Here is a 14,747-nt window from a genome sequence, read left to right on the forward strand (position 1 = left end):
CGCGGGTGTCGACCCCCGCGCCTCTGACAGCCATCGCCGCCGCGATCACGGACCTGATGGGCGACGGCCTCGCCCGCACCGAGGAGCAGATCGCCGAGGACCTCGTCGCCCGCGGCGTCGCGCTCGGCGACGATCCGTTCGACGCGGTCATGGATGTCATCGACGACGAGGAACTGACCCCGCTGCTGATGTCGCTGGCTGACGAGCGGTTGGTCCTGCTCCCGGCGCTGCTGCGCGGTCGAACCTTCACGCACCGGCTGAGTGCCGCCGAGGTCGACCTCGGCTTCCTGGCTGTCGCACCCGATCTGTCCCCGGTCTCCCTTCTCACCGAGGACGAGGGGTTCCGGCGTCTCGTCGACGGTTCGATCGTGCAGGAGGCGCTCGTGGGCTTCGATGATGACGTGCTTGCCGAGCGCGGCGTCACCCTCGACGCGGATGATGACGGCGTCTGGTTGCTCGCGCCCGACGCGCTCACCCGCGCAGGTCTCGCGGCGGGCGACACAATCGGCGTGACGGTGAGGGAGGACGGGTTCGAGCTTGCTCCTGCGACCGCTCACGAGGTCTCGCCCGAGGCCGTGGAGGTCGTGGCCGGCGCGACCCCGGAGGCCGCGGAACACCCGGGGAGCATCGCCGCCGTGGTGTGGTCGGCGTGCGCCGACGACCCGGACGTGTTCCGCACCCCGCAGCCTCCGCTATCCGAGCTGCTCCCCGCAGCGGGATTGATCTGGGACGTCGACCTCGTGGCTCCGGCCGGTTTCGACTTCGCCGGCTGGCGCAGCCGCCAACGGTTGCGACGCCTCGCCCACCTCCACCGGCTCGACGAGGACGCAGCGTTGGCGGTGCTCACGATCACCAGCCTGTACGACGACGTGGCAGCGCTGGTGGAGCGCGCAGCGGCGTACGACGACCCCGCTGCCGTCCTGGACGAGCCCGGGCCCGCCGGACCGGACGACCCGGGGAGTCCGGCACTCGACCCGGATCTGGTCCGCGCGACGCTGGACTTCCTGGCCGATCCGGACGTGGCAGAGGCGGTGCTGGTGGAGACCGTCGGCGCGGGCCGCGACGGCGCAGCGGCGTTGGGCCTGTTCGCGGAGACGATGGAGCCGCGCGCTCCGCGTGCCGCGCGGGTGGCGCTGCGGTGGCTGCGTGGCAAAGCGCACGAGCGACTGGGGGACGCGATCACGGCTGAGCGGACCTTCGAGCAGGCGCGCACCCTCGACGCCGGGTGGGAGCCGGTCCTGCTCGACCTGGCCAACTACGCCAGTGACCGGGGCGACGCTGAGCGCGGCCTCTCGCTCCTGCGCCAGGCGGGAATCTCGGATGACGACTCGCTCGTGCAGGTCCTGCAGCACTTCCGTCCGGTCGACCGTTCCGACCTGGGACGCAATGACCCGTGTTGGTGCGGGTCAGGTCGCAAATACAAGGTCTGCCACCGCGGTCGGGAAGTGCTGCCGTTGGAGGACCGGGCGGCGTGGCTCTACCAGAAGGCCGGCCGCTACCTGACCGACGGACCGTGGCGCCACGACGTGATCGACCTGGCTGAGGTGCGGTCGGCGTACGACGGGGACCGGGCGGCGATGCTCGCCGCGATCCAGGACCCGCTCGTCAACGACGCGGTGCTGTTCGAGGGCGGCGCGTTCGCGGCCTTCCTCGAGGAGCGCGGCGTCCTGCTGCCCGACGACGAGCGGCTGCTCGCCGAGCAATGGTTGTTGGTGGACCGGTCGGTGTTCGAGATCGAGGACGTGCGCCCGGGCGCCGGGCTCAGCGTGCGCGACCTGCGCACGGGCGACCGGCACGAGGTGCGGGAACGTACGGCGAGCCGGTCGCTGCGCGCCGGTGAGCTCATCTGCGCCCGCGTCGTCCCGGCCGGCGACACCATGCAGATCTTCGGCGGCCTCGAGTCGGTGTCGCTGCGCGAGCGCGACACTCTGATCGCGCTGCTCGACGAGGACCCGACGCCGCACGAGCTCGTCGAGCTCTTCACGCGCCGCTTCGCCCCGCCGGTGATGACGAACACCGAGGGCGACGACCTCCTCTTCTGCGAGGCCGTCCTGCGCAGCCCAGACGTCGAAGGCCTCGTGCGCGCGCTGGACGACACCTACGAACGCGTCGATGACTGGCGTTGGCACGCGACCGTGGTGACACACGGGATGGAGCGGGTGCGGGCGACGTTCATCCTGGACGGCGACGAGCTGACGGTCGAGACCAACAGCGGCCCGCGCATGGACCGCGTCCTCTCCGCGCTGCGCGAGCTGCAGCCTGGCCTCGAGCTGGTCGAGGACGTGCGGCGCACCATGGATGACCTGCCGAGCGAACCCACGCGCGCCCCGCTGGCGTCATCGTCCGGGCCGACGTCCGACGACCCGGACCTGCTGGCTGCGCTTGACCAGCTCGTGCGCCAGCACGAGCAGGCATGGCTCGATGAGTCGATCCCCGCGCTGGCGGGGGTCACGCCCCGCGAGGCCGCTGCCGACCCGACGCGGCGTCCGGACCTGATCCGGCTGCTCGACAGCTTCCCGCCGGCCACCGGCCCGGGCCAGATGGACCCGGACCGACTGCGCACGGCTTTGGGGTTGTGACGTCACCGGGCGAACGCAGCGCCAAATCTCGGATAGCGCTCGTTTTGCGCACCGTTGCCCGTCTGAACGGCCGAGTCGCCGTTATTGGGAGTGCTTGTGGTTGCGCTATTGTCGTCCCGGAGCAAATGCCCCGTTCCCCGGCTGAGTGAGGAATTCCCGCAATGGCGCAGAAGGTCAGCATCATCTTGGTTGACGACATCGACGGCAGTGAGGCCGACGAGACGGTCCGGTTCGGTCTCGATGGTACGAATTATGAGATCGACCTGAACGCCCAGCACGCCCAGGAATTGCGCGACACGTTGGCGACCTATGTCGGCCACGCCCGCAAGTCCGGCTCGGGTGGACGCCGCGGCGGTGGCCGGGGCCGGTCGACCAACAGCAGCGGACCAAGCGCCGCCGACATCCGCGCCTGGGGTCGCGAGAACGGCTACGACGTCCCCGAGCGCGGCCGGATCCCGGCCGAGCTGCGTGAGGCGTACGACTCCGCCAACTGACGGCGTCGGTGAGCGGCAACGGTTGGTCGAGCTTGTCGAGACCACCGCCGGGCTCGCATTCGCGTTCGTCCTCGGCTGCCCTTTATCCACCTGCAGCTCGCCGTGGCGACAGCGCGATCGTGACGCTTGCCTTCCGGACCGTTTATCGGCTCGATCTGGTCAGTCAATTGTGAAGAGTGTCGTCGTCGAGTTCTTTTCGGTGGCTACGGGTTCTTGAAGACATCGTGATCGCCGACTCGACGCCACCGGCAGCGCAGTTCACCATCCACGGTGACCAGCTCGAAGGTGGCTCGGCCGTCGGGGCTGGCGAACGACCAGGTCATTTCCAGGACGCCGTTTGCGCCCTGAACGGCCTTCACCCGCAGCGAGACTGGCCACGGGGTGGCTGGGTTGGCCGCGTACGCGTCGCACGCGGGCGCAAACTTCTCGCCGACGACCTTCTTGAACGCCGCCAGGTGCTCGCGCTTCAGACGCCGGACGTCGTGGTCGAACGCCGGCGTGGTCTCGAACTTCACTCCTCGGCCGAGGAGTCGGCCACGGCGTCGACGTGGGTGAGGAAGTCGTTGACGTCGTCATGGACCGCGACCTCACCCGCGGCCACATAGGCCTCGACCTCACGCTCGCGCTCCTGCCAGCGCTGGGTCCAGAACCATGCCTGGTCGGCCGGCACCGGGAGCGCGGCCCGCAACTCAAGAACGCCGTCCTCGCGCTCCGTGACCTCCAGCTGGGCACCGGGCTCGTCCAGGTGCATGCGTTCGCGCACCTCGGCCGGGAGCGCGACGACCCCGCGCCTCTGGAGGCTCACGTACCCGTGGAAACGCTGCGTGGCACCCATGTGGCCATGATGCCACGACCGACCGTAACGCCGCAAAACCGCAATGCGGCCGGACGGCTGGGTCCGATGATGAGGAGCGCGCTGACTGGCGTCTGCCGTTCACGACCCGCCCGACTTGGGTCGCTCGGTCGGCTGAGGAGACGCCGCCCGGTCGCTGAGGGCCCGGGCGCCGCTCAGCCACCCCCGTTCGCCCACAGCGAAGGGTGAAGTCGGTCCCATGGGGAACACGTAGGCTGGGAGACGGGTTGAACCCACTGAGCGCGCCTAACCAGGGCGCGCGTCAGCGACGTGTGAATGGCCGTCTGTGGCGACGGCGGGAGCGAGGCAGAAGATGTTCGAGCGGTTCACCGACCGAGCAAGGCGAGTGGTGGTCCTGGCCCAAGAAGAGGCCCGGATGCTCAGCCACAACTACATCGGCACGGAGCACATCCTGCTCGGGCTGATCCACGAGGGCGAGGGCGTCGCCGCCAAGGCGCTCGAGAGCCTCGACATCTCCCTGGAGGCCGTGCGCGCCCAGGTCGAGGAGATCATCGGCCAGGGCCAGCAGGCCCCCAGCGGCCACATCCCCTTCACCCCTCGGGCGAAGAAGGTGCTCGAGCTGTCCCTGCGCGAGGCGCTGCAGCTCGGCCACAACTACATCGGCACCGAGCACATCCTGCTCGGCCTGATCCGTGAGGGCGAGGGCGTCGCCGCCCAGGTGCTGGTCAAGCTCGGCGCCGACCTCAACCGGGTCCGCCAGCAGGTCATCCAGCTGCTCTCGGGCTTCCAGGGCAAGGAGACCGCCTCGGCCGGCGCGCCGCAGGAAGGTACGCCGTCCTCGAGCCTGGTCCTCGACCAGTTCGGCCGCAACCTCACGCAGGCCGCCCGCGAGGGCAAGCTCGACCCGGTCATCGGGCGCGGGCAGGAGATCGAGCGCGTCATGCAGATCCTGTCGCGCCGTACGAAGAACAACCCCGTCCTCATCGGTGAGCCCGGTGTCGGCAAGACGACGATCGTCGAGGGTCTCGCGCAGGACATCGTCTCGGGCAACGTCCCCGAGACGCTGCGCGACAAGCAGATCTACACCCTCGACCTCGGCGCGCTGGTCGCGGGCTCCCGCTACCGCGGTGACTTCGAGGAGCGCCTGAAGAAGGTGCTCAAGGAGATCAAGACCCGCGGCGATATCGTGCTGTTCATCGACGAGATCCACACCCTCGTCGGTGCCGGCGCGGCCGAGGGCGCGATCGACGCCGCCAGCATCCTCAAGCCGATGCTGGCCCGCGGTGAGTTGCAGACCGTCGGCGCGACCACCCTCGACGAGTACCGCAAGTACCTCGAGAAGGACGCCGCCCTCGAGCGCCGCTTCCAGCCGATCCAGGTCCAGGAGCCGTCGATCGCGCACACGATCGAGATGCTCAAGGGGCTGCGTGACCGCTACGAGGCTCACCACCGCGTGACGATCACCGACGAGGCGCTGGTCTCGGCCGCCACCCTGGCCGACCGCTACATCTCCGACCGGTTCCTCCCCGACAAGGCGATCGACCTCATCGACGAGGCCGGCTCGCGCCTGCGCATCAAGCGCATGACCGCGCCGCCGGACCTCAAGGAGTACGACGACAAGATCGCCGACGTGCGCCGCCGCAAGGAGAGCGCGATCGACGGTCAGGACTTCGAGCTCGCCGCGTCCCTGCGGGACGAGGAGAAGCAGCTCATCCTGCGCAAGGCCGAGCGCGAGAAGCAGTGGAAGGCCGGCGACATGGACGTCGTGGCCGAGGTCGACGACGAGTTGATCGCCGAGGTCCTCGCGGTCGCCACCGGCATCCCGATCGTGAAGCTCAGCGAGGAGGAGTCCACCCGTCTGCTCAAGATGGAGGACGAGCTCCACAAGCGGGTCATCGGTCAGGAGGAGGCCGTCAAGGCGCTCTCCCGGGCGATCCGGCGTACGCGTGCCGGCCTGAAGGACCCCAAGCGTCCCGGCGGGTCGTTCATCTTCGCCGGCCCCTCGGGCGTCGGCAAGACGTGGCTGTCGAAGACGCTGGCGGAGTTCCTCTTCGGCGACGAGGACGCACTCATCCAGCTCGACATGAGCGAGTTCGCCGAGAAGCACACCGTTTCGCGGCTGTTCGGCTCGCCTCCCGGCTACGTCGGCTACGAGGAGGGCGGCCAGCTCACCGAGAAGGTGCGCCGCAAGCCGTTCTCGGTCGTGCTCTTCGACGAGGTCGAGAAGGCCCACCCCGACATCTTCAACTCGCTGCTGCAGATCCTGGAGGAGGGTCGCCTGACCGACTCCCAGGGCCGGGTGGTCGACTTCAAGAACACCGTCATCATCATGACCACCAACCTCGGCACGCGTGACATCTCGCGCGGCGTCAACCTGGGCTTCAACCAGGCCAGCGACACCGAGGGCAGCTACGAGCGGATGAAGGCGAAGGTCTCGGAGGAGCTCAAGCAGCACTTCCGTCCGGAGTTCCTCAACCGCGTCGACGAGATCGTGGTCTTCCCGCCGCTGTCCAAGGAGCAGATCGTCGCAATGGTCGACAACATGGTCGCCGCCGTCGAGGTGCGCCTGAAGGATCGCGACATGTCCCTGGAGCTGACCCAGAAGGCCAAGGACCTGCTGGCGGAGCGCGGGTTCGACCCCGTGCTCGGCGCGCGGCCCCTGCGCCGCACGGTCCAGCGCGAGATCGAGGACGTCCTCGCCGAGAAGATGCTGTACGGCGAGGTCGGTCCCGGCCAGATCGTGCTGGTCGACGTCGAGGGCGAGGGCCCGACCGCCACGTTCACCTTCGCCGGTGAGCAGCGCGGCGAGCTGCCCGACATGCCCCCGGTCGAGGCCGCCGAGAACTAAGTCGGTCGAGCTCACCTGGTCGGTCGAGCTCACGTTGTCGGTCGAGCGAAGTCGAGACCTTGGTCGGTTGAGTAGGCCGAGGCGCTAGGCGAGACCCCTGGTCGGTTGAGTAGGCCGAGGCGCTAGCCAGGACTCCTGGTTGGTTGAGTAGGCCGAGGCGCTAGCCGAGGCCGTATCGAAACCACCAGCACAACTCCACAGCCACACCACGCCGTACGCCCCCGGGTCCCACCCGGGGGCGTACGTCGTTCGGGGCCGCGGGCGCGACCCCGCCGGACCGGCCACACCGAGGAGCACGAGCTGGGCGCTCGGGAAGACGCTGACCGGCGGTCCTGCCCCTTCACCGCCCGGCAGGCCAGCGACGGGCGATCTCCGGCGTCGGGCCGTCCGAAATGGCTCAAGTGTCCGCATAGCAGGACCCCGGCCACCGGTACCTGCCGGTAAGCAGTTCACAGCTGTGTCGTTGCCAAAGCGTTATCAGGGGCCTGTCGGGTCTCCGCGCGGGGTCCCACGGGTGTCCCTGAAGCTGGAGGCGACGAAGGTCACACGCGCCTCACGTGACCCAGAAACCCCCGTGTTCGTTGGGATTTCTCGTTTCCGCGCGCCCGTTCGTGGGCAACGGAGGGCCGCCCTCCCCGACTGATGGCCGGGAGGGCGCAGCTGCCGCCTAGCCCACGCGGCTGAGTCGAGATTTCAGTGATCAACTGTTTAGCGACACATGCGAGGGGTAATCGGTCCGGCGCCCCGCCAGAGATGTGTAAGGTGTGGCACGCAGTACGGACGGTGTCCCGAGTGGGGGCCGTCGCCCTCAGGGGGTAGCACCCCCACTCGTTACGAGTTCTCTTGGAGGAGATCTTGAGTAAGCCCAACATCGGGTGGCGCAAGGCTGGCATTGCCAGCCTCGCGACGACCGCGCTCGTGTGCACCTCGGTGTTCACGGCCGGCGCCGCCAGCGCAGTCCCCGGATTCGAGTTCGAGCGTGTGGCCGGCCAGACCCGGTACGACACCTCCGCCGAGACCGCCCAGCGGTTCGGCAACGCCAACACCGTGATCCTCGCCAGCGGCGAGTCGGGTCGCTTCGCCGACGCCCTCGCGGCCAACTTCCTCGCGGGCGACCGCAACGCCCCGGTCATCCTGACCCAGGGCGACAGCACCCCCACCTCCGTCCGCAACGCCATCGAGGCGTCGGGCGCTGACAACGTCATCATCGTTGGTGGAGAGCTCGCGGTCTCCGCGGCGCAGGAGGCCGCTCTGCGTGCCGACTACACCGTCGAGCGCATTTCGGGCCGCACCCGCTTCGACACCGCCGCGGCGATCATCGCCGAGGGTGACGGTGCTGGCACGTCCAACGTTGCGCTGATCGCCAGCGGCACCGGCTTCGCCGACGCACTGGCCGCGGGCCCGCTGGCCTTCGCCGGCAACCACCCGCTGGGTCTGGTCAACGCTGACTCCGCTCCCCAGGAGGTCATCGACGCGCTCCTCGCGGCCGACGTCGACGAGGCCATCATCGTGGGTGGCCTGAACGCCGTCAGCGACGCCGTCAAGGACCAGCTCGAGGCTGCCGGCATCACCGTGATCGAGCGGTTCGAGGGCGGCAACCGTGCCGACACCTCGCGCCTGGTCGCGGAGTACGCCGTCCAGAACATGGGCTTCACCAACGAGTCCGTCAATGTCGCCTCCGGCCGCCCGCAGGGCGAGGGCGCTGACGCGCTCGGCGCCGGCGCGCTGTCGGGTCAGACCCAGACCCCGCTGCTCATCACCGCTGGTGAGGGCGTCGCGGGTCCGGACCTGCTCGCGTACCTCGAGGACAACGCTGCGACGCTCGAGGATGGCCTGCTCTTCGGTGGTCCTCTCGCCGTCCCGGCCAACGTCGAGGCGCAGATGGAGGCCGCTGCTGGTGCCGAGGGCGAGGAGCCCCCGCCGGCTAGCAACGCCGACTACGCCGTGACGCCGGCCGAGGCTGCGACGCTGCCGTTCTCCCTCGCCGCTGACGACCCGTCGACGGCTGCGGACGAGCGCACGCAGGGTGTGCGCCGCTACACCGTCTCTGGGCTCGACGACACCCGTACGTACCAGATTCAGCTGTTCGACGCTGCGAATGTCATTCGCACCGGTCAGGTGGTCAGTTTCGCTGACGCGGAGACCAACGCAGACGGCACGACCGGTAACAACGTCGCTGACCGCGGCACCGTCGACGCCCGAATCACCTCCGTCAACAACAGCACCCCCGGCGTGGGCACCGAGACCACAACCGCTACGCCCGTCAACGGCACCATCGTGTTCACGGTGAACTCCGCGCAGGCGGATGCCGTGACTCCGGTTGTGTTCTTCAATGGCGCCGGCGGCACTGCAGGCCTGGACCTGGCCGCGGACAACACTCCCACCGAGGAGTTCGGTGTGGGCGGGACCACCACGTGGACTGCACCTGCTGCCACCAGCGAGGCCAGCGCGACCGGCACCGTGACCGCTGTTGACAAGGACGCGAACACCGTCACCTTCGGTGTCGGCCCGGCGGCTCGCACCTACAGCTACGACGCGAACGACACCTTCGCGTTGAGCGGGGCGACCCCCCCGGCGCGCACGTTGGAGCAGTTCGAGGCCGCTTTGAACCGCGGTGACACCGTCACCGTCGCGCCCTACTACGCGAACTCGGCTCTCTCGTCGCAGTGGACCCTGACGGACAGCTCGCCGAGGGTCACGGGCGCCGCTGTTGCGGGCTCGGGTGCCTCTAGCAACGACGTCACCGTTACGGTCACGCCGACCGCCCCGTCGACGGCTGCAACGTACTCGAGCTTCATCATTCAGCGCGCCCAGGGCGCGGCGCCGGCCCCCGGTGATTTTGCGACCATCGCAACGATCACTGCAGCCGACGACGCGGACCGCAACGCCGCCGGTATCCAGTACGTTGACGAGAACCTGCCTGCTGGGCAGTACACCTACCGCGTCGCGGGCATTGTTGACGGTGACCAGAGCCCGTGGGCTGCGGCTGGCACGGTCAACTCGGTTACGCCCGGCCCCGACACCACTCGCCCAACGGCAGTGGACACTCGGTTCAGCACGACTGGCGGGCTCGCTGGTCAGCTCGACCAGGGTGACGTTTTCAAGGTCGTCTTCGATGAGACCATGGCTGCCCCGGCCGCTGGTGCGACTCTGCAGGTCCGGGACACCGATGGCACCATCGCCAATTTGGTCAACGGCACGAATGCCACGTTCGCACTGAACACTGCGGCCGAGACTGTCGGCGATGTTTCTCGCCAGGCGGGTCGTGTGCTCACGGTCACGCTGACGGGTGCGCCGACGATCCTGCAGGCGGGTGGCACCGTGGGTGTCCAGAACCCTGCTGACATCGTTGACTCGAGCGGCATCGCAGATCTCGCCGGCAACCGGTTCAACGTCAGCACGGGCGATGTCACCATCGATGTCGAGCCTGTGGACCAGACGCCGCCGGTCGTTACCGCTCCGGCAGCGGCTCCGGTAGCCGGCGCCACCACGGTGACCTTCACCGCGAACGAAGCCCTGAACCCGGCAACGGTTCAGACGGGTGACTTCACGGTTACGGGCGGGGCTACGCAGCCTGCAGTCACCGGCGTCGCCGTCTCGCCTGACGGTCGCACCATCACCGTGACGACTGGTGCGCTCGTCACTGGCAACGTGGTGACGCTTGCCGCGAACAGCGTCGCTGACACCACGGGTAACACCGGTCCGACCGCTCCTGTGTCGACCGTTGCCGTCTGACAGATCCTGGCTTAGGGCCTAGTACGCCCGCCGCCTGATCAGAAGCCCCGGCCCCCCTCTTACGGGGGTCGGGGCTTCTGTATGTCCATCAGCCAGCTGCATCAGCGGAAGTGCATGTCGGGCGGCGGGGCTTGGGTCGGGACGATCGACCGATTGGACGGCGCCTTCGAGGCGTCCGCCTCCGGAAGGAAGCCGTGCGGACGACTGACGTTCCCGGTTGCGTGAATCGGCTCGAATACCGACCGTGCCCATCGTTGCGACCGCACGAGCCGCCTGAATCAGCCTCGCCTTTACGCTCGTGGTGCGGGGTCGCAGCAGGGCTGTTTGTGTACTTTCGGCATCCCTTGTGCGGCACGTCCTCCATACTCTGGGCGGGTCGTGCGCCGGGCAGGTACCGGATGTCCGTGGCCGTGAAAAAGTCCCCACTGGTGGCCAGGTAGAAGCACGACCTACAAGACGGTGAAGCGGATCGTCACCGCGTATGGGCTGTTCAGCAAGGGTGCTCATCCGCCGCCGCGGGCGAGGAACTACGACGGGGTCGCCGAGGCGGTGGCCAAGACCGTGGGCAAGATCAGCGCCAAACGGCTGCTGTCGGCCGCGCGAGCGGCTGACTATGAGGGTTCTGATCGCAACTTCCGGCGTCTGGTCGCGACCGCGAAGCGCGAGCGGCGACTCGGTCAGGTCCGTGCGGGTGGTCGCGGCGGCGGGGTCGCCTGGTGAGGTGCTGGCGATCGACTGGGGCGAGGAGATCCTCGCGGGTCGCAAGGTCCACGTGTTTTGCGCGGTGCTCGCCTGGTCGCGGTTCCGGTTCACCGCTTCGCTGCCGATGAGCAGCAGGCGACCACGCTGGCGATGTGGGCAGAGTGCTTCGAGGTCCTCGGTGGGGTCCCGAAGGCCGTGCTCGCCGACCGCAGGGTTGTTTGAAGGGCGGCGTGGTCGCCGACGTCGCCGTCCCGGCGCCGGACTATGTCCGGTTCGCTACTCATTACCGGTTCCGGCCCAACTTCTGCCACGGCGCGCACCCGGAGTCGAAGGGGATCGTGGAGAACCTGGTCGGCTATGCCAAGGACGATCTGCTGGTTCCCCTGGAGCTCGAGGACGACCCGTGGGCCGAGGGACTGGTCGGGTTGAACACCCGCGCGCAGGCGTGGTGCGAGGAGGTCAACGGCCACCGTCACAGCGAGACCCATGCGGTCCCGGCCGAGCGGCTCGACAACGAGCGGGAGCTGCTGGGTGAGTTGCCGTCATTGCGGCTCGAGGTCGGCCCAAAGCCGACCACCCGCAAGGTCGACAAGCTGTCCTGCATCCGGTTCGCCTCGGCCTGCTACTCGGTCCCGAACCGTCTCATCGGGACCACGGTCACCGTCCTGGTCGACGAGCGGGACCGGGTGCTGCGGGTGAACGAGCCGGTCACCGGTCCACGCGGAACACCAACTGGTCGCGCCGGGCGAGACCAGCATCGTCGATGCCCACTACGACCGATCACGCCCGGACACTCCGCGCCGCGGTGCTCGGCCCAGGACGGCAGCGGAGCGGGAGTTCCTCGCTTTGGGCCCGGTCGCCGAGCAGTTCCTGACCGGCGCGGCAGCGGCCGGGGTGACCAAACTCGGCACCGAGATCACCGAGATCCCCACCCTGGGCGCCGCGCACGGCACCGGCCGGCTGCTCACCGCGCTGCAACGGGCGGTGGCGTTCGGGCGGTGGCGCGCTGCAGATGTCCGGTCGATCCTGGCCACACCCACGGACACGCACCGACCCACCGCCGCGGGCCACGCACTGGTGATGACCCTGCCGACCGTCCCGACCAGGTCGCTGGAGGCCTACCGCATCGGTTCCGGCGCCAGTGCCGATGCCGAGGTGGTGAGGGAGCATGACCGCGACGTCCCCGCCGCCGCTGCCGGCGGATCTGAACGAGGGCCTGAAACGGTTGAAGATGGCCGCGATGCGCCGGCCGGGACCCGAGCTGCTCCTCACCTGTCGGCGTACGACCTCACGTGTCGGGTGGGGTACGACCTGACGTGTCGGTCTCGGCGGGGATGACTATGGCATGGGTTCACCTCCGGTGACGAGGTCGAAGCGGTCCTTGAGGCGGTAGGAGGGGCCGTTGATGGAGAGCACGTCGCAGTGGTGCAGGAGGCGGTCGAGGATCGCGGTGGCCAGCACGTCGTCGCCGAGGACGCCGCCCCATTCGGCGAAGGACTTGTTGCTGGTGATGATCATGGAGCCGCGTTCGTAGCGGCGTGAGACGAGTTGGAAGACCATGTTCGCCTCGGCGCGGTCCAGCGGCAGGTAGCCGACTTCGTCGACGACGAGAACCGCTGGTCGCAGGAACGCGGCGAGTTGGCGGTTGAACCGGCCGGTGGCCTCCGCGGTGCGGAGCTTGCGGACCAGGTCGTCGAGGGTGGTGAAGTAGATCGAGAATCCCGCTTGGCAGGCCGCGACCGCGAGCGCGACCGCGATCATCGTCTTCCCGACCCCGGGCGGGCCCAGGAGGGCGACGTTGGACTTGGCGCGTGCGAACTCCAAGGTGGCCAGGTCGCGGACCTTGCGGACGTCGAGGTCGGGCTGGAAGGCGAAGTCGAACTCCTCGAGGGTCTTGTGGTGCGGCAACCCCGAGAGCTTCAAGGCGTTGCGGAACCGGCGGCCCTCGCGCAGCCCGAGCTCTTCTTCGAGGAGCAGGTCGACGAAGTCGAGGTAACCCATCTGGGCTTGCTCGGCGCGCTCGACCAGCCCGGTGACCACGGCGGCGTCGGTGCCGAGGTGGGTCAGCCCGAGCCTGGTGGCGTGGTCGCGGATCCGGTCGGTGGTCAAGGCGTTCATCGGAGGCCTCCCGCGGTGTCGTAGTCGCTGAGCGGGCGAGCCGCGACCGCGATGTCGGCGTGACGGCGCGCTAGCACCGAGGACAGTGGCTCGAGGGCTTGTCCGGCAGTGTCCGGAGCGGCCGGCAGGTCAGCCACGCCTCTGCGGGGTGGCTCGAGGGTCACGGCGCGGGTATGGCCCTCAGGCAGCCCGTCCCAGTGAGCTTCGTCGACCATCCAGGTCCCGCGTTCACCCGCTCGTGGATGGGTCGCTAACCAGCCGCCGCCCTCGGTGCCCAGAGCACGGATCGTGACGATCCCTTCTCCTGGTGGCCCGTCGACTTGCAGCTGGACCCGCTGCCCGGGCCGGACCCGCCGGGCGGGCACGGAGTAGTAGCTGGCCTCGAACGAGACCAGCGCGTCCTTGCCGACGCGGCGCAGGTGCTTGTCGGTGACCAGATACGGCTGCGGCGGTAGCGGCATCAATGCGGCCCGGTCGGTCTCGGCACGAACGGCGATGACCTGGCCGTGAGTGCGGTGGACTTGGGCCCGGCGCATCGGCAACCACGCCTCGAACGCCCCATCGAGCTCGGCGATGGAATCGAACGACCGGCCAGCGATCACGTGATCGCGCACGATGTTGACCTGCCGCTCGACTCGACCCTTGCCGGTGGGCCGGTAGGCAGCCAGCACGTCGATGACGAAGCCGTAATGCTCAGCGAACGCCGCCGCCTCGGGGTGCAGCGGGACCGCGACACCGGGGGCGACGTGGCGCTTGATCACCGTCTTGGTGCGGTCATAGACGATCGCGCCCGGGACGCCACCGAAGTGCGCGAACGCGCGCCGGTGACAATCCCAGAAGCTCGCCAGATCCATCGAGGTGGTGAAACAGGTGAACGGGTCACGCGAGTGCGACAACGTCATGTGGAACGAGTAGACGGCCCCGATGCCGACGTGGGCGAGCAGGTCGCCCTCATCTCCCCAGTCGACCTGGGCCTGGGCGCCCGGGACGACCTCGAAACGGCGGTGCAGCCCGGTCAACGGGTTCTCATCACCCTCAGCCAGCTCGGCGACGATGCGGGGCCGAGCCTCGGCCAGGAACATCTTCACCCGCTGATAGGACCCGGTGAAGCCATGCTCGGCGACGAGCCGCTCGTGGATCACCGTGCCTTTCAGCGTCACATCAGCCCGCAGCCACGCCTCGATCACCCCGACCAACGGGGCGATGACCTTCGGCTGGGTGCCCGCCCGCGGCGGAGCGGACGGCGGGACCGAGGGCGCGTCCTGGGCCAGGTATTTCTTCACGGTGCGCCAATCGACCCCGCACTCGCGGGCGATCTCGGCATAGGAAGCGCCCTGGTGATGCAGGGCACGGAAACGACGGATGTTCATCCAGGACTCCGAATCAACGATCATGAACAGCGGCACCCTTCGGGCTCGTCTACTTGGCGGTGGACGAACCGAAGGGTGACCCCGTTC

Annotated in this window: 10 protein-coding genes and 1 pseudogene; 7 read left to right on the plus strand and 4 right to left on the minus strand. The window is 68.8% G+C overall.

The annotated features are described in order from the left end of the window. Positions 1-5: 5 nt before the first annotated feature. Positions 6-2,579, plus strand: a complete 2,574-nt coding sequence (locus J2S59_RS07035; RefSeq protein ID WP_181641416.1) for an SEC-C metal-binding domain-containing protein — start codon at positions 6-8, stop codon at positions 2,577-2,579. A 161-nt stretch (positions 2,580-2,740) separates the two neighbouring features. Beyond that, the gene (locus J2S59_RS07040; RefSeq protein WP_068116482.1) at positions 2,741-3,073 is read left to right on the plus strand and encodes a histone-like nucleoid-structuring protein Lsr2; all 333 of its coding nucleotides are present in this window, start codon (positions 2,741-2,743) and stop codon (positions 3,071-3,073) included. Positions 3,074-3,276: 203 nt separating this feature from the next. Here J2S59_RS07040 and J2S59_RS07045 read toward each other — a convergent pair whose 3' ends face one another. Together J2S59_RS07045 and J2S59_RS07050 are read right to left on the minus strand one after the other, a co-directional pair. After that, entirely contained in the window at positions 3,277-3,588 is a 312-nt protein-coding gene (locus tag J2S59_RS07045) for a hypothetical protein (protein WP_068116484.1), read from the minus strand. Next, positions 3,585-3,878 carry an AbrB/MazE/SpoVT family DNA-binding domain-containing protein gene (locus J2S59_RS07050; protein WP_181641417.1) on the minus strand — a complete coding sequence of 98 codons (294 nt, stop codon included), beginning with the start codon at positions 3,876-3,878 and terminating at the stop codon, positions 3,585-3,587. Before J2S59_RS07050 ends, J2S59_RS07045 begins: the two co-directional genes overlap by 4 nt. 361 nt (positions 3,879-4,239) lie before the next feature. Here J2S59_RS07050 and J2S59_RS07055 point away from each other — a divergent pair, with 361 nt between their 5' ends. The 5 genes and pseudogenes from J2S59_RS07055 (at position 4,240) to J2S59_RS07070 (ending at position 12,510) form a co-directional block, all read left to right on the plus strand. Continuing rightward, positions 4,240-6,735, plus strand: coding sequence for an ATP-dependent Clp protease ATP-binding subunit (locus J2S59_RS07055; RefSeq protein WP_068116488.1), 2,496 nt, complete (start codon positions 4,240-4,242; stop codon positions 6,733-6,735). An 855-nt stretch (positions 6,736-7,590) separates the two neighbouring features. Next, the gene (locus J2S59_RS07060; protein ID WP_181641418.1) at positions 7,591-10,470 is read left to right on the plus strand and encodes a cell wall-binding repeat-containing protein; all 2,880 of its coding nucleotides are present in this window, start codon (positions 7,591-7,593) and stop codon (positions 10,468-10,470) included. A gap of 459 nt (positions 10,471-10,929) precedes the next feature. Further along, positions 10,930-11,190 carry a hypothetical protein gene (locus tag J2S59_RS07065; RefSeq protein WP_068116492.1) on the plus strand — a complete coding sequence of 87 codons (261 nt, stop codon included), beginning with the start codon at positions 10,930-10,932 and terminating at the stop codon, positions 11,188-11,190. Between the two features lie 320 nt (positions 11,191-11,510). Beyond that, positions 11,511-11,843, plus strand: a pseudogene (locus tag J2S59_RS20330) (Mu transposase domain-containing protein); the annotation flags it as partial. Positions 11,844-12,018: 175 nt separating this feature from the next. Further along, entirely contained in the window at positions 12,019-12,510 is a 492-nt protein-coding gene (locus tag J2S59_RS07070) for a hypothetical protein (protein WP_306824960.1), read from the plus strand. Here the strand turns inward: J2S59_RS07070 and istB are convergent, their stop codons facing one another. Beyond that, the gene (gene istB / locus J2S59_RS07075) at positions 12,511-13,290 is read right to left on the minus strand and encodes an IS21-like element helper ATPase IstB (protein ID WP_068120038.1); all 780 of its coding nucleotides are present in this window, start codon (positions 13,288-13,290) and stop codon (positions 12,511-12,513) included. Beyond that, positions 13,287-14,660 (minus strand): IS21 family transposase, encoded by a 1,374-nt coding sequence (gene istA, locus J2S59_RS07080; RefSeq protein WP_220138403.1) that lies wholly within the window; start codon positions 14,658-14,660, stop codon positions 13,287-13,289. Before istA ends, istB begins: the two co-directional genes overlap by 4 nt. Positions 14,661-14,747: the final 87 nt, after the last annotated feature.

Source organism: Nocardioides massiliensis (genome assembly GCF_030811215.1).
Classification (GTDB): Bacteria; Actinomycetota; Actinomycetes; order Propionibacteriales; family Nocardioidaceae; genus Nocardioides_A; species Nocardioides_A massiliensis.